This window comes from Streptomyces sp. NPDC006925 (assembly GCF_042869575.1).
GTDB lineage: Bacteria > Actinomycetota > Actinomycetes > Streptomycetales > Streptomycetaceae > Streptomyces.
Map to the genome: position 1 here is coordinate 70,991 of NZ_JBIAGB010000010.1, position 22,001 is coordinate 92,991.

Genomic DNA, 22,001 nt, shown 5'->3' on the forward strand with positions numbered 1-22,001 from the left:
CTCCTGTGACTCTCGGGGTGGGCGACGGATGCGGCCGCCGCGCTCGTCCGTCCGCCCGCTTCGAGCCCGAGCCCTCCCGGACCCGCCCCAACAGCCCGTCGACGGGGACGCTCCCGCGCGAGCAGCCGACGCAGGGCTACAGCACCTCGTTCGCGACCTCGGCCGGCCGTGCCAGCCGGGTGCCCTTGTCCGTCACCACGAAGGGCCGCTGGATCAGTGCGGGGTGTGCGGTCATCGCCTTGATCAACTCGGCATCGGTCACGTCCGTCCGGTCGAGGCCGAGTTCCTGGTAGGCGGCCTCCTTCGTCCGGACGGCGTCCCCGGTCCGGATCCCCGCGTCGGAGATGAGTCCGCGCAGGGTGTCCGCGTCCGGCGGGGTCTTCAGATACTCCACGATCTCGATGTCGTAGCCCGCGTCCTCCAGCAGTGCCAGGACCTTCCGGGAGGTCCCGCAGCGGGTGTTGTGGTAGAGCGTCGCCGTCTTCGCCATGGCGTCATGCTATGCGGGACACCCCGGCCCGGCTCCGCTGCGCATCGCGTCAGCCCAGCGCCCCGTCAGCCCAGCATCGCGTCAGCCCAGCGCCCCGTCAGCCCAGCATCGCGTCAGCCCGGCGACGCCCCGTCAGTCCAGCATCGCGTGAGTCCGGCATCGCGTCAGCCCAGGGCCGCGTCAGCCAGCGCCGCGAGCAGTTCCCGTTCGCGCTCCGCGCCGAGCCCGGCCCGCCGCGGCCTGTCCAGGCCCTGCTCGCGCTCCCAGCGCAGGGTGTCGGCCAGCATCTCCTCGCGGGGCCGGTGATGGAGTCCGGCGGCGCGCGCGGCGGCACCGCTGCGGGCCGAGAACCCTTCCCAGCCGGGCTCCACCAGCCACATCGGCAGCGACTCGGGGCCCATGTACGGGGCCACGCCGTGGGCGAGCAGCCAATCCGACCCCGCGGAGCGCACCGGTCCGGTGTGGCCTCCCGTGTCCCGGGACAGCGCGAGCCAGTCCGCGAAGGGAACGACCGGTCCCACCGCGTCGTACGTACCCGTGGTCCCGTTCCCGGCGGCGCGGAGCAGCCAGGCGGCCAGGTCCCGGACGTCGACCGTCTGGGTCGGCAGGGCCGGGGTGTCGGGCACCAGCATCGTCCCGTGCGGGTCGCGGGCCGCGCGGGCCACCCAGTAGCCGGACCGGCCGCTTGCGTCGCCGGGCCCGCCTATGAGGCCGCAGCGGGCGGTCAGGAGCCGGTCGCCGACAGCGGCGGCCGACGCCTCCTCGCAGGCGACCTTGGCCTCGCCGTACAGCGAGCGGTCGACCTCGCCCCGGTCGGTGGGGGCGAGGGTGGGTGCGGACTCGTCGGCGCCGAGCTCGGCGTGGGAGGCGTAGGCGTTGCCGGAGGAGACGTAGGTCCAGTGCCCGGCCCGGTCCCCGAGCGCGTCGAGCGCACCGCGGACGAAGTCCGGCTGCCACGAGACCTCGAGGACCGCGTCCCATGTCCGCCCGGCCAGCGGCGCGTACGCAGCGGGGTCACGCCGGTCGGCGGCGACCAGCGTGGCGCCGTCGGCGACCTCTCCACTCTCTCCGCGCGCGAGGCACGTCACCGTGTGTCCGCACTCGATCGCCTGCCGCGCCAGTTCGCGCCCCACCCACGCCGTTCCGCCCAGAACGAGTATCTCCATCCCGCCACACAACCAGCGAACGTGCGGCCTGCCCAGCCCACTTCGCCGACAGCGCAGCCGCCCGACGGGCCCTCGTCCGCGGGTGCGTCCGCCCGACCGCCCGACCGCCCGACCGCCCGACCGCCCGACCGCCCGCGAACGCCACGTGCGCGCCCCCGGTGACGGGGACGCGCACGTGGGAGGCGTCGGGGCGCCGGGAGTGCCGCGAGCACCGGATGCTCGTCGGCCGCTCGGCTACCTGGTGACGGGCCACTCCAGCGGGGCCTTGGAGAAGCCCCGGTTCAGCTCGACGGCGGCGGCCTTCTGGCCCGCCGGGACGAGGAAGGCCGAGCAGATCTTCTCCGATTCGCCCGGCTTCATCTCCTTGTCGGAGTCGAAGCTGGGGCAGTTGGGCCACTTGGCCTGGCCGAGGAGGACGATGAGGGCGCGGGTGCGCTTGTTCTTGTCCGTCTTGACGACCAGGTCGTCGTCCATGTCGCCGAGTTCCATGGGCTTGCCGCCCTTGTTCTCCAGGGTCGACCAGACGTAGATGGGGATCTGCGGGCCGTCGTCCTCGTCCTTCTTGAGACCGGAGTTGTCCATGTCGGCCTTCGTGCCGGTCTGCACCTTGGTCGGGGTGACCGTGTACCTGGCGCCCCTGGAGCTCGACTCGTCGCTCTTCTGGACCGGGCTGGCCTGGCCCAGCCGGAAGGTCGTCTTCTCCTTCGAGGAGCGGGAGTGTGAGGAGTGCGACCCCGCGTGGCTCTTCTTCTTCGACTTCTTCGAGCTCGAGTGGCTGTTGCACCCGGTCACCGCGACGGTCAGTACCAGCGCTCCGGCCACCGCCGGAACAGCACGAGTCCACGTACGCATGTCGTCCTCACTTCCCCGTTGATCCCCGTATCCGGCCGGGGCGCTTCGCCCGCACGGCCGGACCATGTTCTGAGCGCATGATCCTGCCAGAGCTGAATCCGCCCCTCGCAGGGAGGGGTTGCCAAGGCGCCGGCGGCGGAACGCGGCGGGGCGGTTCCGTGCGGTTCTCCGTCCGGGCTGCGCGTGCGCTCAGAGCCCGGGGGCGCCCCAGACGGGGAACCAGCGGCCGAGGTCCTCCTCCACCGTGAGGTCGTTCGCCAACAGTCCGCGCACCTGGAGCTCCAGCGCGTTGTCCCGCTTCTCCGCGCCGCCGAGCAGCGGGGCGAACGGGTAGAAGGTGCCGCGCTTGTAGAGGTAGATCAGCGCGAGCGCGGCGCCCGAGCTCTCGTGCCGGAAGGACACCAGCGAGCAGAGCAGCTGCGGGCCGAACCCGCCCTCGGCGAGGAGTGTGTTGACGGCGTGCAGATCGTTGACGAGTGCCGCCATGTCGTCGGGCGGCTGGCGCGCGGTGAGCCAGGTGTAGCCGTAGGAGTCCTGGCCGAACTCGACGGGGATGCCGCCGCGCGCGGTGTCCGCGTCCAGCAGTTCGCGTACGTCGCTCTGCAGCCGGTTGAACGCGCCGCCCTCCACGCTGGCGAAGCAGACGGCTCCGATGCCGGTCGGCAGGAACGCGGTCCCGGCCTGCAAGGTCAGCGCGGCGGCGGGCAGCGCGAAGAGCTGGTCGAGGTCGGGGCGCTTGGGCTTGCTGCGGCCCAGAAGCACGTCGAGAAAGCCCACGCTCGGCCTCCGTTCAGAAGTGAGTCGTCGTCCTTCGGTGGTCGTCGTCCCTCGGTGGTGAGTCGTCCTTCGTCGATGGTGAGCCGTCGCCCGTCGGGTCGCCCTCGCCGGTCGGCCGCGCACCGGGAGTCGTCCCGGCGAGAGGAGCGGTGGTCACTGGCCGAGCTGCGTCGATATCCGGCTGAGCTGCTCCAGCCGCTTCTCCAGCTTCGGGTGCGAGGAGAACAGCGAGGCGAGGCTCTCGCCGGAGAACGCAGGGACGAAGAAGAAGGCGTTGTACGGCTCGGCCTTCCGCAGGTCCTTGGTCGGGATCCGGGCCATGTCGCCGCTGATCTTGGTGAGGGCGGAGGCCAGGGTGGAGGGGCGTCCGGTCAGCAGGGCTCCGGCCCGGTCGGCCGACAGCTCGCGGTAGCGGGACAGCAGCCGGGTGAGCAGAAAGCTGATCACGTAGACGACGGCGCTGACCAGCGGGACGAGCAGCAGGAGCAGTCCCACCCCGTTGTTGTCCCGGCCCGCGCTGCGGCCGAGGCTGCCCCACAGGGCCACCCGCGTCATGATCCCGGCGAGCACGCCGAGGAAGGAGGCGATGGTCATGACGGCGACGTCCCGGTGCGCCACGTGCGACAGCTCGTGCGAGAGCACCCCTTCGAGTTCGTCCCGCTCCAGCCGGCGCATCAGTCCGGTGGTGGCGCAGACCAGGGCGTTCTTCTGGTTCCGGCCGGTGGCGAACGCGTTGGGGACGTCGCTGTCGGCGATGGCCACCCGCGGCTTGGGCATGTCGGCGAGGGCGCACAGCCGGTCGACGGCGCCGTGCAGCTCGGGAGCCTGCTGCGGGGTGACCTCGCGGGCGCCCATGCTGAAGGCGGCGATCCGGTCGCTGAACCAGAACTGCGCCACGAACAACCCGCCCGCGATCACCAGCACGAAGGGCCAGGCGTTGCTCAGCACTGCCACCAGGACGCCGACCAGAACGACGTAGAGCAGGCCGATCAAGAACATGGTGGTGACCATCCGTGCGGTCAGACCACGGTCTGCGACGTAGCGCGAGTGACGAGCCATGGCGGCCGCTCCTTCCTGAGGCGCGAAGGCTGTAGCGCGGGAGCGCAGCACGCATGAGGCGCTCTCTTCGATTGTGCCTGTTCGGCCGCTTCAGGGACGACAAGAGTGTTTTGACCTGCCAAGAGCCAGGATGACCGGGATGCCCGTCTCACCGTCTCCGCGCCCGGCCGGGCGTGCGGCCCGTCCCGTCCTCTCCGCGCCCGTCCGGGTGGGCATAGGGGGTGCGCTCACTTCCGTCTCGTGCGCCCCTTGCGTGCGCTGGCGTGCCCCCTGTCCTCACTGTGTGCTCTTTTTCGTCACTCATCCGTGCGGAGGTCCGCACGCATGTTCAGGCATATGCGCGAAGATGGTTCACGTGACTTATCCGACTCGTTCGTCCGAACACCCCGCCCCCCGGACCCAGCCGTCGCCCGGCAGGCGCACCGCCCCCCGCCTGATCGCCACCGATCTGGACGGCACCCTGCTGCGGAACGACAAGACGGTCTCGGACCGCACCATCGCCGCCCTCGCCGCGGCGGAGGCAGCCGGGATCGAGGTGTTCTTCGTCACCGGCCGGCCGGCTCGCTGGATGGACATCGTCAGCGAGCACGTGCACGGCCACGGCCTCGCCATCTGCGCGAACGGCGCGGCCGTCGTCGACCTGCACGCGGGCGGCCGGGTGATCCGGGTGCGCGAACTCGCGCGGCGGGACGCGGTCAACGTGGTGCAGGCGCTGCGGGACGCAGCGCCCGGCGTGAGCTTCGCCGTCGAGCGCACCGCGGGCATCCACTACGAGCCCGCCTACCCGTCCTTCCCGCAGGACCCCGGAACCTCCTACGCGCCGGTGGACGAGCTGCTGGCCGACGGCGGGGACGGCCACCTCGCCGACCCGATCGTCAAGCTCCTCGCCCACCACCCGACCGGCGACCCCGACGCCTTCCTCACCCTCGGCTGCACGGCCGCCGGGGCGCACGCCGAGTTCACCCGCTCCAGCCCCAGCGCCCTGCTGGAGATATCCGGCCGCGGGGTCAGCAAGGCCAGCACGCTCGCGCTGGCCTGCCAGGAGCGCGGCATCGCCCCGCACGAGGTCGCCGCCTTCGGCGACATGCCCAACGACCTGGCGATGCTCACCTGGGCCGGCAGGTCCTACGCGATGGCCAACGCCCACCCCGACGTGCTGCTGAGCACGGACCACGTCACCGGCTCCAACGAGGACGACGGAGTGGCCGCCGTGATCGAGAGCTTCCTCTGAGACGACCCGTACCGGGCAGTCCGGACGTCGGGCCGAGGGCGCTCACGGCGGGCGGCGGCCCGCTCGCCGGGTGCGTCAGCGGTGCTCGCCGTAGAGGTCGGTCAGCAGGGCGGCCGCGGCGTGGGTCGCGGGGTGCGGGTCGTGGTGCTGCCAGATGAGATGGACGGGTACGGGGGCGGCGTCGCGCAGGGGGCGGTAGGTGATGCCGACGCGGCGGTACTGGGTGCTGGTGGCCTCGGGGGTGATGCCGACACAGCGCCCGGTGGCGATCGCCGCGAGCCAGTCGTCGATGTCGTGGGTGTACTCGATGGCAGGGCGCGACTCCGCGGGCCACAGTTCGAGGGTGGTGCTGCCGGTGCGCCGGTCCACGACGACGGTGCGCTGCCGCGCCTCGTCGAGGCGGATGCTGCGGCGCCTGGCCCAGGGGTCGTCGGAGGCCATGGCGAGGACGCGGCGCTCGTGGCCGAGGACCGCGTGCGCGTAGCGGTACCGGTCGACGGCGGTGCGCACGAGGGCGAGGTCGCACGCTCCTTCGGCCAGCCCGCCCGTCGGACTGTTGTGGCGGATCAGCTGCAACTCGATGCCGGGGTGGCGCTCGGCCCAGCGGCGCTGGAACTCCGCTGTGTGCCGGCCCGCGGAGGACCAGGCGTGCCCGAGGCGGAGCCGGGTGCGCCCGGCGGTGGCCGCGCGAACCAGGTTGTCGGCCTCGGCGAGCAGCTGGCGGGCGCGGACCAGGACCTCCACTCCGGCGGTCGTGGTGGAGACGGTGCGGCTCGTGCGGTGCAGCAGCCGGACGCCGAGGAGCTGCTCCAGGGAGCGCAGGGTGCGGCTGACCGAGGCCTGCGAGACGCCCAGTTCGAGGGCGGCGTCGGTGAAGCTCCCGGTGTCGACGATGGTGACCAGGCAGCGCAGCTGGCGCAGCTCCAGTTCCGGCCCTGATGCGTTCTGCATACGCACAGCGTATCGATGGCGACTGCGATGCATTTTGCGTATGCATGATGGCGGACGACAGTGCGGTCATGGCACGGTCCTCCGCACCCCGCGCGCACCAGACGCCCCACGCACCCGCACCTGTCATCGACGCCCTGGCCACGCCGGGCGCACCCGACACACCCGGCACGGCAGACGTGCCTGCCGTGTACGCAGGGCCCGGGCCCACCCGCCGCGGCCGGCTGTCCGGACTGGCGCTGATGCTGTGCAGCAGCGTCTCCAACCAGTCCGGTGCGGCCCTCGCCTCGCTCGCCTTCCCGACGCTCGGCCCGGTCGGCGTGGTGGCGGTTCGCCAGTGGGTGGCCGCCGTGCTGCTGCTGGCCGCCGGTCGGCCGCGGCTGCGGTCCTTCACCGCCGCGCAGTGGCGGCCGGTGCTCGGCCTGGCCGTGGTGTTCGCCGCGATGAACCTGTCGCTGTACGCGGCGATCGACCGGATCGGGCTCGGCCTGGCGGTGACGCTGGAGTTCCTCGGCCCGCTGACCGTGGCGCTGGCCGGCTCGCGGCGTCGGCTGCATCTGGGCTGCGCCGGGGCCGCCGCGGCGGCCGTGGTCGTGCTGGTGCGGCCCGCGCCGAGCACCGACTACCTCGGCATCGCGCTCGCGCTGCTGGCCGCGGTCTGCTGGGGCTGCTACATCCTGCTCAACCGCACGGTGGGGGAGCGGCTGCCCGGGGCGCAGGGCTCGGCCGCCGCGGCGCTGGTCTCCGGAGCGCTGTATCTGCCGCTCGGGATCGGCGCGCTGCTGCACCACCGGCCCACACTCGGGGCCACCGCCTGCGCCCTGGCAGCCGGGGTGCTGTCCTCCGCCGTCCCGTTCCTGTCCGACCTCATGGCCCTGCGCCGGGTCCCGGCGCACTTCTTCGGGGTCTTCATGAGCGTCAACCCGGTCTCGGCGGCGCTGATCGGGCTGGTGGCGCTGGGTCAGCACCTCCCGGCGCTCTCCTGGGCGGCGGTCCTGGTGATCGTGGCCGCCAACACGGTCGCGGTGAGCACCGAGGCGCATCCCCGCAGCGCGGGTCCGCCGGCGGTGGCGAAACGCGGTGGACCGGCGGGGCGGCCCGGCCGATAGTTCTCCGTATGTCTTCTCTCGTGCGCCACCTGACCTTCGACTGCCACGACGCCTACCGCCAGGGCCTGTTCTGGGCCGCGGTGCTGGAGGGCACCCTGTCCGACGAGGACCATCCGGGCGACCCCGAGGCGCTGGTGACGGCGCCCGGCGCGGCGCTGCTGTTCGTGACCGTGGAGGATGCCAAGACGGTCAAGAACCGGGTCCATCTCGATCTCCAGCCGCAGGACCGCACCCGGGAGGAGGAGGTCGAACGGATCCTGGCGCTGGGCGCCACGCTGGTGGCCGACCACCGCACCGCGGACGGCAGGGGCTGGGCGACGCTCGCCGACCCGGAGGGCAACGAGTTCTGCGTGGAGCGCAGCGCGGCGGAGAGGGGCCCGGCCGCCGGCTAGCCCACTGTCCGACGCCCGACGATCAGCCGGTGGCTGGTGCCTCAACCGGTGGGCGGTACCTCGCCAGGCGGGCCGCGCCGCAGCCTGCGAGTGCCGGCGCGGAGCCCACACCAACGCACGGTGCTGAGCGCTCCGCGCCCGCCCTCGTCCGCTTCGCCGGCACGGCGGAGCGGGAACGCAGGACCAGACGTGTCCACGGCACGCCGGACGGACCGGGCCATGGTCAGCCCCTCCCCTTCACAGCTCCGTCTCGCGTCGGCAACGAGTACGAGCTGCCACCGGCCCACACCATCCCGTGATCACCCCGTTTCGGCGCTCCCACGGCTCGACATGTCCAGCCCGGGGTGCCGTGTGCGCTGCTGCCGGAGAGTGCGGTGCCCATTCCTCCCACTTGTGACCGATAGGCGCAGATCTCATGAAGACACACCCCTTGCACACAGCATCACCTTGCTACCTTAGCGTCACATGACATTCAGTTGACATGCTCGACACAACAGGGGGGTTGTCCATGAACTTCGCCGAGGAATGGTCCCGACTCAAGACAGACGCGCAAGAGCGCAAAACTCGGGACAACGCCGACATGCAGCTGGCCGGATACAACACAGAGGCCCACGGACGCGGCACCAGGCTCCACATCACCTCGAAGCTCCTGCGTGAGCGAGCCGGTGACGCACAAGAAGTCGCCAAGAGCTTCGGCAAGGCCGACAACAAGGCGATAAAGGAAACAGGTGAAGTGAAGTCCGGCTTGTCCGGCTTCAAGAGCGCCGGTGCTTTCGCAACGTTCGAGCAACGCTGGGAGGGCCAGGTGCGGCACGTGAAGTGGATGCTGCGGGACGGACTCGCCGATGCGCTCCGGAAAGCGGCCAGCACCTTCGACACGACGGACCACAAACGGAAGCAGGACATGGACAAGCTGGGCGCCAAAGCCCACCAGAACTGACGCTGCTACTTCCGGAGGGGGGAACGTGGTTTCATACCACTCACTGCTGCAAGCCGATCTCAAACCGCTGAAAGAAGCAGTGCAGAAATGGCACAAGGTCCCGGGGAACTACCGGGAGGTGCGGACCCAGTTCCATCGGCAGGTGGCGAAGGGGCTGCAGAACTCCGACATGGAGGGTGAAACAGCCGACGCGGCACTGAAATCGCTGGGAAAAGTCACGCGCCAGATCGACGAAGCCATCGGAGAGGCCGAGGACACCTGGGAGTTCCTGGACAGCGCTTACAAGTCGCTGAACAAGTGGCGCAAGAAACTCAAGAGGCGCGTCGAAGAGGTGGGGGAGGACAAGAACCTCGACATCGACTCCAAGGGCACCGTCCACTACAAGCCCAAGAACCTCGATGACCTGGAACCGGAAGACATCGGGCCACAGGCCAAGCGGTACAAGGAAATCGTCAAGGCCCACAACGACTACATCACGAGGGTACTGGAGCACGCGACTGCGGCCGACGAGACACTGCACTGGGCGCTGTCCAACGACCACAACGGCCGGGCCAAGGGCTTCGACAGCGACGGCGTCACCAGCATGTCCGACGCCAATCAGCAGCGGGAGCAGGCTCGCAAGGACGCTGACGCGCTGACCCACCTGGCCTCCGCATACGAGAACGGCGGAAACCGCCCGAGCGCCGAGGCCGTGCAGAAGATGGCCGACAAACTCGCCCAGCACGAAGGCGACCCCTACTTCGCCGAGCGCTTCGCGACCCGGCTCAAGGCGAAGGGCACACTGCGACTCTGGGAGAGTGTGGCCGGGATCGACAAACCCGGAAAAGAACGTTTCGCAGCAACACGGGACTTCCAGAAGTCCCTCAGTACCACCTTGGCCACGGCATCGCATGTGGACAGCCCCGCGATGCACCAGTGGAAGAAAGACGTCATCAGGCTCGGTCCCGAGCGTTTCGCCAACACCCACCACGTGATCGCCCCCGGCGAATACTACGCGGAGGCCGGAAATGCCCCCCGCAGCGTCCGCGGCTTCCAGCTCATGAGCAGCCTCATGCGTTCCGGAGAGTGGGACAAGGACTTCCTGCACGACTACGGAAAGGGCTTCGACGAGGGGAGCGGGGGCAGCAAGAAGCACGTACCGGGTCTGATCGACTTCGAACGCAGCCAGGGCGGCAGCCCGCAGGAACTGTGGCAGGGCAAACCACCGCACGAATACGACTCCTTCCTCAACTACGGCAGGGGCAGCGACGAAGGCATGGACCCCATGGCGGGTTACATGGAGGCACTGGGCCACAACCCGGAAGCGGCACAGGACCTCTTCCACAGTGGCAAGCGCAATTTCGACGGCACGCCCGAGCCGAACGCGGACCTCGACTATCTGCTCCGCAAGCGCGACTGGCCCGCCGGCGGCCCCGGTCTGGGAGACAACGACCGAAGCTACGGCTACGACGAACTCGGCCACGCCCTCGAAGCCGCCGCCCTGAACCGGCCCTGGGACTCCCCGGAAGACGGCCTGCACCGTACCGCCGACAGCGCCAACGTGATGAGCCAAGTGATCAAGGAGGTCGCCGACCATCCCGATCTGGTCTCCGACAAACCCGGCCTCACCAACAGCACCGCGAAGATGGGCGCCGGCTACATCGACGACCTGAACAGAGGCGTGGCCAACTTCGGAGACCGGGAAGACGGTCAGGACCTGCGCGACGCCGCCTTCGGCAACCGCGGCCCCGGGCACATGTCAACGGTGCCCAACATGGACGCCATGGCGTTCCTGCGGGAGGTGGGCAAGCAGCCGGGCGGCTACGAGATCCTCTCCGCCGCCCAGGACCAGTATGTGATCAGTGCGATGAAGGCACACCCGGACCCCGACAGAGAGCTGAACATCCTCCTGGAGACAGGCGCGAAAAGCCAGGGTGCCCTCGACCACGCACGCGCCGACACCATCCAGAGTGAGGCCGACGGAAAGAGTACGGACAAACGCGCCGATCTCATTGCGGCAGCCGCCTGGAAGAAATACGCCGTGAGCCAGGGAGTCGGAGCCGTCAAGGGCACCGTCGAACTGCCCCTCGGGGGAGATAACGTGCCCTCCTACGCCTCCTTCGGCGTCCCACTCCTCAGCGGCGCCGCGAGCGGTGCACTTGAAACACATTTCAACAACCAAATAGACAAACAAGTCCTTGAACACTGGAAGGAGGAAACCAAGCGCTACAAGGAAGAAGCCATACAGGACAAGAAAGATTTCCTCACCGTCAGCCATCAGAGAGTGATGGACTGGCTGAGAATCTACCGAAAGGCTCATGATATTGACGAGAACGGCCGCTGGAACGACGAGAGAGCTTCCCGGATGGAAACGCGATATGGCGACGGCGACACCCAAGGCGATCAAGGCGATGGCGACTAAACCGACTCGTGCGGCTGCACTCGGGTGCACTCTGCTTCTCACCCTCGGGACCGCAGCCTGCTCAGCGGATTCCGACACAGCCGACAACACACTTCCCGCAACACCACTGCGACGAGCCTGTGGCGGAATCTTCGACAAACAGATGCGCAAGGAAGCGAAGAAAACGCGAGTCCACGCCGGTAAAACTGACAGCTACCGAGAAGCCGCCACATATCTCCGGCAACCGGACGCACACAATACGTCCGCGTTCAAGGTGTTGTGCCGCCTCACCCCTCTGGAGAAGGACAAACAAATCTCAAGCCTGTTGAACCTCTACGCCGTGTGGCATGACATAAGGCCACGGAATGGAAAGTCCACGGAATGGCGCCCGCCACCGAACAACGGGGAGTATTCCGGCGCCCTCCTCGTTCTCTGCCTCAAACCGGGCGGTAAAGAATACGAGGACGATCACACACTCAGATTCCCTCTCTACGATGATCTCCACCTCAGCAACAACTCACGCGTCAAGCTGCTGATCGCAGCAGCGAAGAAATTCGTCCCCCACATGCAGTGCACGAACAAGATCACCTACCCCGACCCGGACGAGGTAGCCCCCCGATAGACACAAGCTCGGCTTCGCGTTCGCGGGCCAGCATCGCCGCGAACGGGTCGTCGGGAGGGCCCGGACCGGCGCGAGGCGCTGCCGCTGATCGCCAATCGAAACGTGATTTCCTCACCCCCAGCGACGGGTGAGGAACTGGCTGGAAATCTATCAACATACCCACGACATTGACGAGGGCGACCGCTGGAACGAGGAGAGAGCTTCCCGGATGGAACGCGATATGGCGACGGCGATACCCAAGGCGATCAAGGCGATGGCGACTAAACCGACTCGTGTGGCTGCACTCGGGTGCACTCTGCTTCTCACCCTCGGGACCGCAGCCTGCTCAGCGGATTCCGACACAGCCGACAACACACTTCCCGCAACACAACTGGGACAAGCCTGTGGCGGAATCTTCGACAAACAGATGCGCAAGGAAGCAAAGAAAACGCGAGTCCACGCCGGTAAAACTGACAGCTACCGAGAAGCCGCCACATATCTCCGGCAACCGGACGCACACAATACGGTCGCGTTCAAGGTGTTGTGCCGCCTCAGCCCTCTGGAGAAGGACAATCAATTCTCCGGCCTGTTGAGCCTCTACGCCGAGTGGTATTTCGTAAGTCCACGGAATGGAAAGTCCACGGAATGGCGCCCATCAACAAACAACGGGGAGTATTCCGGCGCCCTCGTCGTTCTCTGCCTCAACCCGGGAGGTAAAGAATACGAGGACGATCACACACTCAAGTTCCCTCTCTACGATGATCTCCACCTCAGCAACAACTCACGCCTCAAGCTGCTGATCGCAGCAGCGAAGAAATTCGTCCCCCACATGCAGTGCACCAACAAGATCACCTACCCCGACCCGGACGAGGTAGCCCCCCCGATAGACACGAGCTCGGCTTCGCGTTCGCGGGCCAGCATCGCCGCGAACGGGCCGTCCGCGTAGGCCAGTTGCTCATGGGTGCCGCGTTCGACGACCCGGCCGCGGTCCAGCACGACGACTTCGTCCACCGCGGCCAGCCCTTGGAGGCGGTGGGTGATCAGTACCGTCGTGCGACCCTCCGTGGCAGCCAGCAGGTCGGCGGTCAGCGCGTCGGCCGTGGGCAGGTCCAGGTGCTCGGCGGGCTCGTCCAGCACGAGGACGGGGAAGTCGGCGAGGAGGGCCCGGGCCAGCGCGAGGCGTTGCCGCTGACCGCCGGAGAGCTGGGCGCCGTACTCGCCGACCAGGGTGTCCAGGCCGCGTGGGAGGGTCGCCACCCAGTCGTCCAGACGGGCGGCGGCGAGCGCCGCGTGCAGTTGGGGCTCGGTCGCGGACGGCCTGGCCAGCCGCAGGTTCTCCCGCAGCGAGCTGTCGAACAGGTGGGCGTCCTGGGCGCAGAGACCGACTTGCCGTCGGACGGTGTCGGTTGCCGCGTCGAGCGCGGAGACGGCCGGGTCCGGGCCGAAGGTGTAGGTGCCCGCCTGTGGGTCCACGAAGCGGAGCAGCGCGTTGGCGAGGGTCGTCTTGCCGGAGCCCGAAGCGCCGACGACGGCCACCCGGCGGCCCGGTGTCAGATCCAGATCGAAGCCGGCGAGGGCCGGCGGCGCCCCGCTCGGGGTGTCCGGATAGCGGACGGTCAGTCCGCGGACGCGGAGGGGGAACGGGTCGGCGGGCAGCGGTTCGGGGTGTTGGGGTTCCTGGATCGGCGCGGGTGCGTCCAGTACCTCGTACACCCGCTCCGCCGAGCGCCGCACCCGCTGCCGGAACTGCACAGCCTGGGGAAGCGGCGTCACCACCTCGAACACGGCGAGCGGGGTGAGGACGACCGTGGCCAGGAGGAGCCCGTCCAGCCCACCCGCCGTGGTGGCGCGTGCGCCCGCCCACGCCGCTGCCGTCACGGTCAGACCGGCGGCCAGGGTGCTCAGCCCGGACGCCAGCGCGGTGCCGGACGCCGAGCGTGCCGCGATCCCGGTCAGCTCCGTGTCCGCCTCGGTCACCTCGGCGCGGCGGGCCGCGAGCGCGCCGGTGACCGGCAGTTCACCGGACGCGGTACCGGTGAGCAGGTCCACCGTGCGGACCGCCAACCGGGCCCGCGCGGGGGCCAGTCGGCGCTCCGTGCGCTGGGAGAGCGCCGCTGTGAGCGCGGGTACCGCGATGCCCGCCACCGCCAGGCCCACCGCGAGGGCCGCCCCGGCGGCGGGCAGCAGCCAGGCGGTGAAGACGACCGCCGCCACGCTGACCGTTCCGGCGACGGTGGCCGGCAGCAGCCAGCGCAGGAAGTAGTCCTGGAGCGCGTCCACGTCCGAGACCAGGCGGGTGAGCAGGTCGCCGCGCGCCCGGTTCCGCAGGCCCGCCGGGGCGAGGCGCTCCAGTCGGCGGTAGACGGTGACGCGGAGCTCCGCGAGGACGCGCAGGGCGGCGTCGTGCGAGACGAGGCGTTCCGCGTAGCGGAAGACGGCTCGGCCGATGCCGAAGGCCCGGGTCGCGGTGACGGCCACCATGAGATAGAGGATCGGCGGCTGCTGGGCGGCGCGTGAGATCAGCCAGCCCGAGGTCGCCATCAGCCCTGTCGCCGCGGCCGCGGCGAGGGCGCCCAGGGCGAGGGCGAGGGCGAACTTGCGGTGCAGGCTGTGGGCCGATTCGCGGACGCGGGTGAGGGGGTTTCGGGTGGGGGCGGCGCCCACTGCTGGTGAGAGGCGGGCGTCGGTGGGTGTCTGCGGGCTGCCTCGGCCCTCCCCTGCTCTCAGGCCGGGGGCGTCCCCGCTGCCGCCCCTGACCGCGGGCTGCTCCGATGCGGTCGCGGCAGCCCGCGTCGTCACCGCGTCGCCGGGCAGCTCGAACACCCGGTTCGCCGCTGCCAGCAGCGCCGGCCGGTGGGTCACCAGGACCACCGTCTTGCCCTTGGTCAGCCGCCGTACGGCGGCCAGTACGGCGGCCTCGGTCGCCCCGTCCAGCGCCGCCGTCGGCTCGTCGAGCAGCACCAGCGGGCGGTCGGCGAGAAAGGCGCGGGCGAGGGCGACGCGGCGGCGCTGTCCTGCGGAGAGCCCCGCCCCCGACTCCCCCAGCTCCAGTGCCGGGTCGAGTTCCGGCGCCCCGGCGTCGGCGAGCGCCCGGACGACGGCTGCCGCATCGGCGTCGGGCCGTGCCAGACGGACGTTGTCCGCAACCGACCCCGCGAAGAGGTACGGGTGCTGGGGCACCCAGGCGGTCTGCTGGTGCCAGGCGGCGAGGTCCAGCTCGGCGAGCGGCACTCCGCCCACCAGCACCCGGCCCTCGGTGGGAGCGGTGAAGCCCAGCAGCACCGACAGCAGGGTGGACTTGCCCCCTCCCGAGGGGCCGGTGAGGGCGACCGTCTCACCGGGGCGCAGCATCAGGTCCGTCGGTGGCAGCGACCGTCCCGCACGCCCCTCGTGCCGTACGGCGACTCCCTCCAGCGCCACGGCGGCACCGGAGACGTCCACGCGGGCCGTGCCGCAGGGGGGCATGGGCCGCTCCAGGACGTCGAAGACGGACTCCGCCGCCGCCAGCCCTTCGGCCGCTGCGTGGTAGTGGGTGCCGACCTGCCGCAGCGGCAGATAGGCCTCGGGGGCGAGGATCAGCACCAGCAGCCCGGTGTGCAGGTCGAGGTCGCCGTGCACGAGCCGGGTGCCGATGCTGACGGCGACGAGCGCGACGGAGATCGTCGCCAGCAGTTCCAGCGCGAAGGAGGAGAGGAACGCCAGCCGCAGGGTGCGCAGGGTGGCGCGGCGGTAGTCGGCGGTGATGGTGCGGATGTTGTCGGCCTGGGCCTTGGCGCGGCCGAAGACCTTCAGGGTCGGCAGCCCGGCGACGACGTCGAGGAAGTGGCCGGACAGCCGGGCGAGCAGCTTCCACTGCCGGTCCATCCGCGACTGCGTGGCCCAGCCGATGAGGGCCATGAACAGCGGGATGAGCGGCAGGGTGCCGACGATGAGGGCTGCCGAGATCCAGTCGGCGGTGACGATGCGGGCCAGTACGGCGGCGGGCACCACGACGGCGAGGCCCAGTTGCGGCAGGTAGCGGGCGAAGTAGTCGTCGAGCGCGTCGACGCCGCGGGTGGCGAGCGTGGTCAGTTCGCCGGTGCGCTGCGTGGTGAGGTAGCCGGGCCCGAGCGCGGTGGCCCGCTCCAGCAGCCGCACCCGCAGCTCGGACTTGACGGCGGCCCCGGACCGGTGTGCGGCCAGCTCGGTCAGCCAGGAGACCAGGCCCCGGGCCAGGGAGACGGCGGCGAGCAGGAGCAGTGCGCCCTGTTCGAGGGTTCCGTTCCGGTAGGCGCCGACGACCACGTCGGCGAGCAGCACGGCCTGGGCGACGACGAGCCCGGCGCCGGCCAGCCCGAGGGCGACCGAGGCAGCGAGGAACAGCCGGGTGGCGCGGGCGTACCGCAGCAGCCGCGGATCGACGGGCTTCATCGTCGCTTCTCCTTTCCGTGGCGCGGTTCAGTGTCCGCCGGAGGGGGCGAGGTGCTGGGTTCCGATGCGCTTGCGGAACACCCAGTAGGTCCAGCCCTGGTAGAGCAGGACGACGGGGGTGGCCAGGGCCGCGCACCAGGTCATGATCTTCAGGGTGTACGGGGTGGAGGAGGCGTTGCTGACGGTCAGGCTCCACTGCTCGTTCAGGGTCGAGGGCATGACGTTCGGGAACAGGGACAGGAAGAGCATCGCCACCGCGGCGACGATCGCCAGCCCGGAGAAGGTGAAGGCCCAGCCCTCGCGGCCGGCGAGGTTGGTGGCGAGCGCGGCGACCAGGGCGGCGGCGGCCACCAGCAGGGCGGCCAGCGAGGCGGTGTCGCCCCGGTGGGCCTGGGTCCACAGCAGGAAGCCGAGTGCGAGCACGGCGGCGGTGGCGCCCGCGCCGGTCGCGGTGCGGCGGGCGCGGGTGCGGATGTCGCCGGCGGTCTTGAGCGCGGTGAAGACGGCCCCGTGGAAGGTGAAGAGGGTGAGGGTGACCAGGCCGCCGAGCAGCGCGTAGGGGTTGAGCAGGTCGGCCAGGTTGCCGACGTACTCCATGTCCGCGTCGATCCGCACCCCGCGCACGATGTTGGCGAAGGCCACTCCCCACAGGAACGCGGTGATCAGGGAGGTCCAGAAGATGGCGTGCTCCCAGTTGCGCTGCCAGCGCTCGTCCTCCCGCTTGGCGCGGTACTCGAAGGCGACGCCGCGCACGATGAGGCAGAGCAGGATGATCAGCAGCGGCAGGTAGAAGCCGGAGAAGAGGGTGGCGTACCACTCGGGGAACGCGGCGAAGGTGGCGCCGCCCGCGGTGAGCAGCCACACCTCGTTGCCGTCCCAGACCGGCCCGATGGTGTTGATCAGTACCCGCCGCTCGGCCCGGTCCCGGGCGAGCAGCTTGGTGAGGATGCCGACTCCGAAGTCGAAGCCCTCCAGGAAGAAGTAGCCGATCCACAGGACGGCGATGAGGACGAACCAGACGTCGTGGAGTTCCATTGCGCAGCGCCCCTGTCTGTCAGTACGAGAAGGCCATGGGCCGGTCGTCGGAGTCGGCGTCGGCGCCGCCGCTGCCGCCGCCGATCCGGGTGGGCGGGTTGAGGTCGGCCTCGGTCAGCTCGGGCGGCCCGGCCTTGACGTACTTGACCAGCAGCCGGACCTCGATGACGGCCAGCAGCGCGTACAGCGCGGTGAAGGAGATCAGCGAGATGAGGACCTCGCCCTGGGAGACGCTGGGGGAGACGGCGGCGGAGGTGGGCAGCACGCCGTAGACGACCCAGGGCTGGCGGCCGGTCTCGGTGAAGATCCAGCCCCAGGCGTTGGCGATCAGCGGGAAGCCGAGGGTGAGGACGGACAGCCGCCAGTACCAGGTGCCGAGCCGGGTGCCCAGTTCGCGCTCCTTGGTCAGGGCGAGTCGCGGCACCTCGTCCTCGCCGGTGCGCAGCCGCTCGGCCAGCCAGAACCGGCGCCGGGTGAGGTAGAGGCCGGCGGCGCCGAGGGCGAGCGAGGACATCCCGAAGCCGATCATCCAGCGGAAGGACCAGTAGGCGACGGGGATGTTGGGCCGGTAGTCGTCCAGCCCGGTGCTGTCCTTGAACTTCTCCCTGAGCTGCGCGTTGGTGTCGTTGATCCCGGGGACGGCCTCGTAGAAGTTGTCGTGCGCGAGGAAGGAGAGGACGCCGGGGATCTCGATGGCGACCTTGTTGTGCCCCTTGTCGACGTCGCCGTAGGAGAAGACGGAGAAGGGCGCCGGTGCCTGGGTTTCCCACAGTGCCTCGGCGGAGGCCATCTTCATCGGCTGCTGGTCGTACATGATCTTGCCGAGCCGGTCGCCGCTGACGGCGGTCAGCAGTCCGGCGGCCACCAGGGTGACCAGTCCGAGCCGCAGGGAGCTGCGCATGACGGCGATGTGCCGCTTGCGCAGCAGGTGGTAGGCGGCGATACCGACCATGAAGGCCGCGCCGGTGAGGAAGGCCGCGGTCATGGTGTGGAAGAACTGCGCGAGCGCGGTGTTCTGGAACAGGATGCCGAAGAAGTCGGTCATCTCCGCGCGGCCGTTCTGCTCGTTGATCCGGTAGCCGACCGGGTGCTGCATCCAGGAGTTCGCGGCCAGGATGAAGTACGCGGAGGCGACGGTGCCGAGGGCGACCAGCCAGATCGTCGCCAGGTGCAGCTTCTTCGGGAGCTTGTCCCGGCCGAAGATCCACAGTCCGATGAAGGTGGACTCCATGAAGAACGCGATCAGTGCCTCGAAGGCCAGCGGTGCGCCGAAGATGTCGCCGACGAAGCGGGAGTAGGCGGACCAGTTCATCCCGAACTGGAACTCCTGCACGATGCCGGTGACCACGCCCATGGCGATGTTGATCAGGAAGAGCTTGCCCCAGAAGCGGGTCGCCTTGAGGTACTTCTCCTTGTTCGTGCGCACCCACGCGGTCTGGAGCACCGCCGTGAAGGTGGCCAGCGAGATGGTGAGGGGCACGAAGAGGAAGTGGTAGACGGTCGTGATGCCGAACTGCCAGCGCGCCAGTGTCTCCGGCGCCAACGCAAGGTCCACGTTGCTCTCTCCTTCAGGCACGCGCCTGAGCGCATTCGTGAATGCGTTCACATTCACAAGACCCAGCGTACGACGGCCCCATTCCGGACATGTCACCGGCCCCCCTACTCGCCGTGAAGGCATACCCAAAACGAGGCCGGGCGGGCCCCGCTCCTCGGGAACCCACCCGGCCGGCCGCCGCCGGCCACCGCTCCGCGCGGCGGAGCGACTGCCGACGACCGGCTACACCTCTTTTCGGAAAGCCGCCGCGACCTGCAGGAAGAGGGCGTTGGCCGCGGGCTCCCCGAGGGAGACCCGCACCCCCTCGCCGGGGAACGGGCGCACGGTGACCCCGGCCTCCTCGGCGCGTTCCGCGAACTCGGCGGTCCGCTCCCCCAGCCGCAGCCAGACGAAGTTCGCCTGCGACTCCGGCACCGTCCAGCCCTGCGCACGCAGCTCGGCCAGCACATGTGTGCGTTCTTTCACAAGCGCCTCGACCCGCTCCAGCAGCGCGTCCTCACTGCGCAGCGAGGCGATCGCCGCCTCCTGTGCGAGCTGGCTCACCCCGAACGGCACGGCGGTCTTGCGCAGCGCGGCGGCCACCGGCTCGTGGGCCACCGCGAAGCCCACCCGCAGTCCGGCCAGGCCGTACGCCTTGGAGAAGGTGCGCAGCACGCACACGTTCGGCCGGTCGCGGTAGAGCTCCAGACCGTCGACCACCCGCTCGTCCCGGACGAACTCGCGGTACGCCTCGTCCAGCACCACGAGCACGTCGCCGGGCACCCGGTCCAGGAAGCGCTCCAGGTCGGCGCGGGGGATGGCGGCGCCCGTGGGATTGTTCGGGTTGCAGACGAAGATCAGCCGGGTGCGTTCCGTGATCGCGTCCGCCATCGCGTCCAGGTCGTGCGCCTCCCGCTCCGCACCCCCGGTCAACGGCACCCGGACCGAGGTCGCGCCGGAGATCTGGGTGATGATCGGGTATGCCTCGAAGGAGCGCCAGGCGTAGATCACCTCGTCGCCGGGTCCGGCCGTCGTCTGGAGGAGCTGCTGTGCCACACCGACCGAACCGGTTCCGGTGGCCAGGTGCGCGGCGGGCACCCCGAACCGCTCGGCCAGCTCCGCGTACAGCTCCGTGCAGGCCATGTCGGGGTAGCGGTTGAGGGAGGCGGCCGCCCCGGAGACCGACTCCAGCACCCCGGGCAGCGGCGGGTAGGGGTTCTCGTTCGACGACAGCTTGTAGGAGACCGGGCCGCCGGCGGCGGCCGGACGCCCCGGCTTGTAGCTGGGGATGCCCTCCAGCGCCTCCCGCAGCCGGGGGCCGCCCGGGCTCCGCTCGCTCATGTCACTCACCGCTGCTCCTCCTCCATCGTCTCCGTCGTCACCCTCGGCTCCGCCGGCGCGCTGCGCCAATACTCCTCACCTTAAGAGGATTCACCCGCACGGCGTAGCTCCCCGGGTGATCCCGTACCTGTTCGGTTCGCTCGCGGAAAGCTCCGGGCGGCGGGGGGCGCTCGAAGTTGTCGCGCTCTCCCATTCACGCCTGCGTGCGCCGGAAAACACGCGCGCTGGTGGCGAGCGCGGTAGCGCGCGTCACTCGTGAAGGTGAGTTGAGAGTGGCTCTCATCCCCGCCGACGCCCTGGAACAGCCCACTTCCGGCGGCCGGACGCGCCCCGGAGCCGCCCGTTCCGAGCTGGGGTTTCCCCGCTCGCCGGAGCGGGGGCGGGCAACGGCGCCCCGCTCTCGGCACCGCTCGCCGGCCGCCCTTTCGCCCGCCCTCTCCGGGCCTAACATCGGCTCGCCATGACAGCAGCAGAGAAGCATCAGGCGGGTCGGACATCGGCCTCAGCGCCCCTGCCCGGGGCCGGGAGGTGCCCTCCCCCACGCGGCGGGGCCCGGTCGAGGGGACGGGCGGGCATCAGAGATGTCGCCGCCGCAGCCGGTGTCTCCATCACGACTGTCTCCGACGCCCTCAACGGCAAGGGCCGCCTCCCGGACGCGACGCGCAGCCACGTCCGCGAGGTCGCAGAGCGGCTGGGCTACCGCCCGTCGGCCGCCGCACGCACGCTGCGCACGGGCAAGTCGGGGCTGATCGGCCTGACGGTGACGACGTACGGCGAAGAACCGTTCACCTTCACGGAGTTCGCCTACTTCGCCGAGATGGCCCGAGCCGCCACCTCGGCCGCGCTGGTCCGCGGCTACGCGCTCGTGATCCTCCCCGCACCGGCACGGCGCGGGCCCGCGGAGGCGGGCGCCCCGGACGTCTGGTCCAACGTCGCGCTGGACGGGACCGTCGTCGTGGACCCCTCGGCGCAGGACCCGATCGTCAGCGAGCTGCTCCGCTCCGGACTGCCCGTCGTCTCCGACGGCCGGCCCAGCGACTCGCTCCCGGTGACCACCTGGGTGGACAACGACCACGAAGCGGCCGTCCGGGGCATCCTCGATCACCTCGCCGAATCCGGCGCCCGCCGCATCGGGCTGCTGACCGGCACCAGCACCGACACGTACACCCGGCTGTCGACCGCCGCGTATCTGGACTGGTGCGAGCGGGTCGGCCAGGAACCGGTCTACGAGCGCTACCCCGCACACGACCCGTGCGCCGGAGCCGTCGCCGCCGACCGGCTGCTCGCCAGGCCGGACCGCCCCGACGCGGTGTACGGGCTCTTCGACCCCAACGGCACCGACCTGCTGGCCGCGGCCCGCCGCTACGGGCTGCGGGTACCGGAGGACCTGCTGCTGGTGTGCTGCAGCGAGTCCCCCGTCTACGCCACCACGGCACCCTCCGTCACCACCCTGTCCCTGAAGCCCCGGCGGATGGGCAACACCGTCGTCCAGCTCCTGATCGACGCCATCGAGGGCCTCGCTCCGGCCCGCCCCGTCCAGCGGGTGATGCCGACCGAGCTGATCGTCCGCGCGTCCTCCCGGCGCGGCAGCACCCGCCCGACGGTCAGCGCCCCCCGTACGCCCGCGGCCGACTGAGCACGCTCCGGCCGTTCGGACTGCGACGCGGGACCCGAACGGCCGGGGCGCTGAGCCCGCAAGGCCGGGCGCGAGGCGTGGGGCGGCCGGGCGGGAAGCG

19 protein-coding genes are annotated in these 22,001 nt (G+C 70.3%); 9 read left to right on the forward strand and 10 right to left on the reverse strand.

Annotation, left to right across the window (positions count from 1 at the left end; genetic code table 11):
- Window positions 1-136 precede the first annotated feature (136 nt).
- The 3 genes from arsC to ACFYNS_RS16020 form a co-directional block, all read right to left on the reverse strand.
- Complete coding sequence (gene arsC, locus ACFYNS_RS16010) at window positions 137-490, reverse strand: arsenate reductase (glutaredoxin) (protein ID WP_360291237.1); 354 nt, start codon at window positions 488-490, stop codon at window positions 137-139.
- Window positions 491-654: 164 nt separating this feature from the next.
- Window positions 655-1,656 carry an oxidoreductase gene (locus ACFYNS_RS16015; protein WP_360291234.1) on the reverse strand — a complete coding sequence of 334 codons (1,002 nt, stop codon included), beginning with the start codon at window positions 1,654-1,656 and terminating at the stop codon, window positions 655-657.
- Window positions 1,657-1,890: 234 nt separating this feature from the next.
- Window positions 1,891-2,238 carry a hypothetical protein gene (locus tag ACFYNS_RS16020; protein ID WP_388603346.1) on the reverse strand — a complete coding sequence of 116 codons (348 nt, stop codon included), beginning with the start codon at window positions 2,236-2,238 and terminating at the stop codon, window positions 1,891-1,893.
- On the opposite strand from ACFYNS_RS16020, the gene ACFYNS_RS16025 reads away from it, so the two are divergent.
- Window positions 2,237-2,530 carry a hypothetical protein gene (locus tag ACFYNS_RS16025; RefSeq protein ID WP_360291229.1) on the forward strand — a complete coding sequence of 98 codons (294 nt, stop codon included), beginning with the start codon at window positions 2,237-2,239 and terminating at the stop codon, window positions 2,528-2,530. The two genes, ACFYNS_RS16020 and ACFYNS_RS16025, sit on opposite strands and share 2 nt — an antisense overlap.
- Before the next feature lie 167 nt (window positions 2,531-2,697).
- Here the strand turns inward: ACFYNS_RS16025 and ACFYNS_RS16030 are convergent, their stop codons facing one another.
- Together ACFYNS_RS16030 and htpX are read right to left on the reverse strand one after the other, a co-directional pair.
- On the reverse strand, window positions 2,698-3,285 hold the full coding sequence (locus ACFYNS_RS16030) for a hypothetical protein (protein WP_360291227.1): 588 nt from the start codon (window positions 3,283-3,285) through the stop codon (window positions 2,698-2,700).
- A 153-nt stretch (window positions 3,286-3,438) separates the two neighbouring features.
- Window positions 3,439-4,344 carry a zinc metalloprotease HtpX gene (gene htpX, locus ACFYNS_RS16035; protein WP_019360016.1) on the reverse strand — a complete coding sequence of 302 codons (906 nt, stop codon included), beginning with the start codon at window positions 4,342-4,344 and terminating at the stop codon, window positions 3,439-3,441.
- A 346-nt stretch (window positions 4,345-4,690) separates the two neighbouring features.
- On the opposite strand from htpX, the gene ACFYNS_RS16040 reads away from it, so the two are divergent.
- Window positions 4,691-5,575, forward strand: a complete 885-nt coding sequence (locus ACFYNS_RS16040; RefSeq protein WP_388603349.1) for an HAD family hydrolase — start codon at window positions 4,691-4,693, stop codon at window positions 5,573-5,575.
- 75 nt (window positions 5,576-5,650) lie between these two features.
- Here the strand turns inward: ACFYNS_RS16040 and ACFYNS_RS16045 are convergent, their stop codons facing one another.
- The gene (locus tag ACFYNS_RS16045) at window positions 5,651-6,526 is read right to left on the reverse strand and encodes a LysR family transcriptional regulator (protein WP_360291222.1); all 876 of its coding nucleotides are present in this window, start codon (window positions 6,524-6,526) and stop codon (window positions 5,651-5,653) included.
- Window positions 6,527-6,765: 239 nt separating this feature from the next.
- On the opposite strand from ACFYNS_RS16045, the gene ACFYNS_RS16050 reads away from it, so the two are divergent.
- The 6 genes from ACFYNS_RS16050 (at window position 6,766) to ACFYNS_RS16075 (ending at window position 12,891) form a co-directional block, all read left to right on the forward strand.
- Complete coding sequence (locus tag ACFYNS_RS16050) at window positions 6,766-7,632, forward strand: DMT family transporter (RefSeq protein WP_388603489.1); 867 nt, start codon at window positions 6,766-6,768, stop codon at window positions 7,630-7,632.
- An 8-nt stretch (window positions 7,633-7,640) separates the two neighbouring features.
- A complete protein-coding gene (locus ACFYNS_RS16055; protein WP_360291219.1) occupies window positions 7,641-8,024 on the forward strand; it encodes a VOC family protein in 384 nt (127 codons plus the stop codon).
- 508 nt (window positions 8,025-8,532) lie between these two features.
- Window positions 8,533-8,964 carry a type VII secretion target gene (locus ACFYNS_RS16060; RefSeq protein ID WP_388603352.1) on the forward strand — a complete coding sequence of 144 codons (432 nt, stop codon included), beginning with the start codon at window positions 8,533-8,535 and terminating at the stop codon, window positions 8,962-8,964.
- 25 nt (window positions 8,965-8,989) lie between these two features.
- The gene (locus ACFYNS_RS16065; protein ID WP_388603354.1) at window positions 8,990-11,365 is read left to right on the forward strand and encodes a hypothetical protein; all 2,376 of its coding nucleotides are present in this window, start codon (window positions 8,990-8,992) and stop codon (window positions 11,363-11,365) included.
- Window positions 11,366-11,507: 142 nt separating this feature from the next.
- Window positions 11,508-11,966 carry a hypothetical protein gene (locus tag ACFYNS_RS16070; RefSeq protein WP_360291211.1) on the forward strand — a complete coding sequence of 153 codons (459 nt, stop codon included), beginning with the start codon at window positions 11,508-11,510 and terminating at the stop codon, window positions 11,964-11,966.
- A gap of 127 nt (window positions 11,967-12,093) precedes the next feature.
- Entirely contained in the window at window positions 12,094-12,891 is a 798-nt protein-coding gene (locus ACFYNS_RS16075; protein ID WP_360291208.1) for a hypothetical protein, read from the forward strand.
- Here ACFYNS_RS16075 and cydD read toward each other — a convergent pair.
- From cydD to hisC, 4 genes are all read right to left on the reverse strand, one after another.
- Window positions 12,798-16,355, reverse strand: a complete 3,558-nt coding sequence (cydD, locus tag ACFYNS_RS16080) for a thiol reductant ABC exporter subunit CydD (protein WP_388603357.1) — start codon at window positions 16,353-16,355, stop codon at window positions 12,798-12,800. The two genes, ACFYNS_RS16075 and cydD, sit on opposite strands and share 94 nt — an antisense overlap.
- A 27-nt stretch (window positions 16,356-16,382) precedes the next feature.
- Window positions 16,383-17,390 (reverse strand): cytochrome d ubiquinol oxidase subunit II, encoded by a 1,008-nt coding sequence (gene cydB / locus ACFYNS_RS16085; RefSeq protein ID WP_360300982.1) that lies wholly within the window; start codon window positions 17,388-17,390, stop codon window positions 16,383-16,385.
- A gap of 19 nt (window positions 17,391-17,409) precedes the next feature.
- Window positions 17,410-18,945 (reverse strand): cytochrome ubiquinol oxidase subunit I, encoded by a 1,536-nt coding sequence (locus ACFYNS_RS16090; RefSeq protein ID WP_360300979.1) that lies wholly within the window; start codon window positions 18,943-18,945, stop codon window positions 17,410-17,412.
- 222 nt (window positions 18,946-19,167) lie between these two features.
- On the reverse strand, window positions 19,168-20,265 hold the full coding sequence (gene hisC / locus ACFYNS_RS16095; protein ID WP_360300991.1) for a histidinol-phosphate transaminase: 1,098 nt from the start codon (window positions 20,263-20,265) through the stop codon (window positions 19,168-19,170).
- A 460-nt stretch (window positions 20,266-20,725) separates the two neighbouring features.
- On the opposite strand from hisC, the gene ACFYNS_RS16100 reads away from it, so the two are divergent.
- Window positions 20,726-21,901 carry a LacI family DNA-binding transcriptional regulator gene (locus ACFYNS_RS16100; protein WP_360300977.1) on the forward strand — a complete coding sequence of 392 codons (1,176 nt, stop codon included), beginning with the start codon at window positions 20,726-20,728 and terminating at the stop codon, window positions 21,899-21,901.
- The last annotated feature ends 100 nt before the right edge of the window (window positions 21,902-22,001 follow it).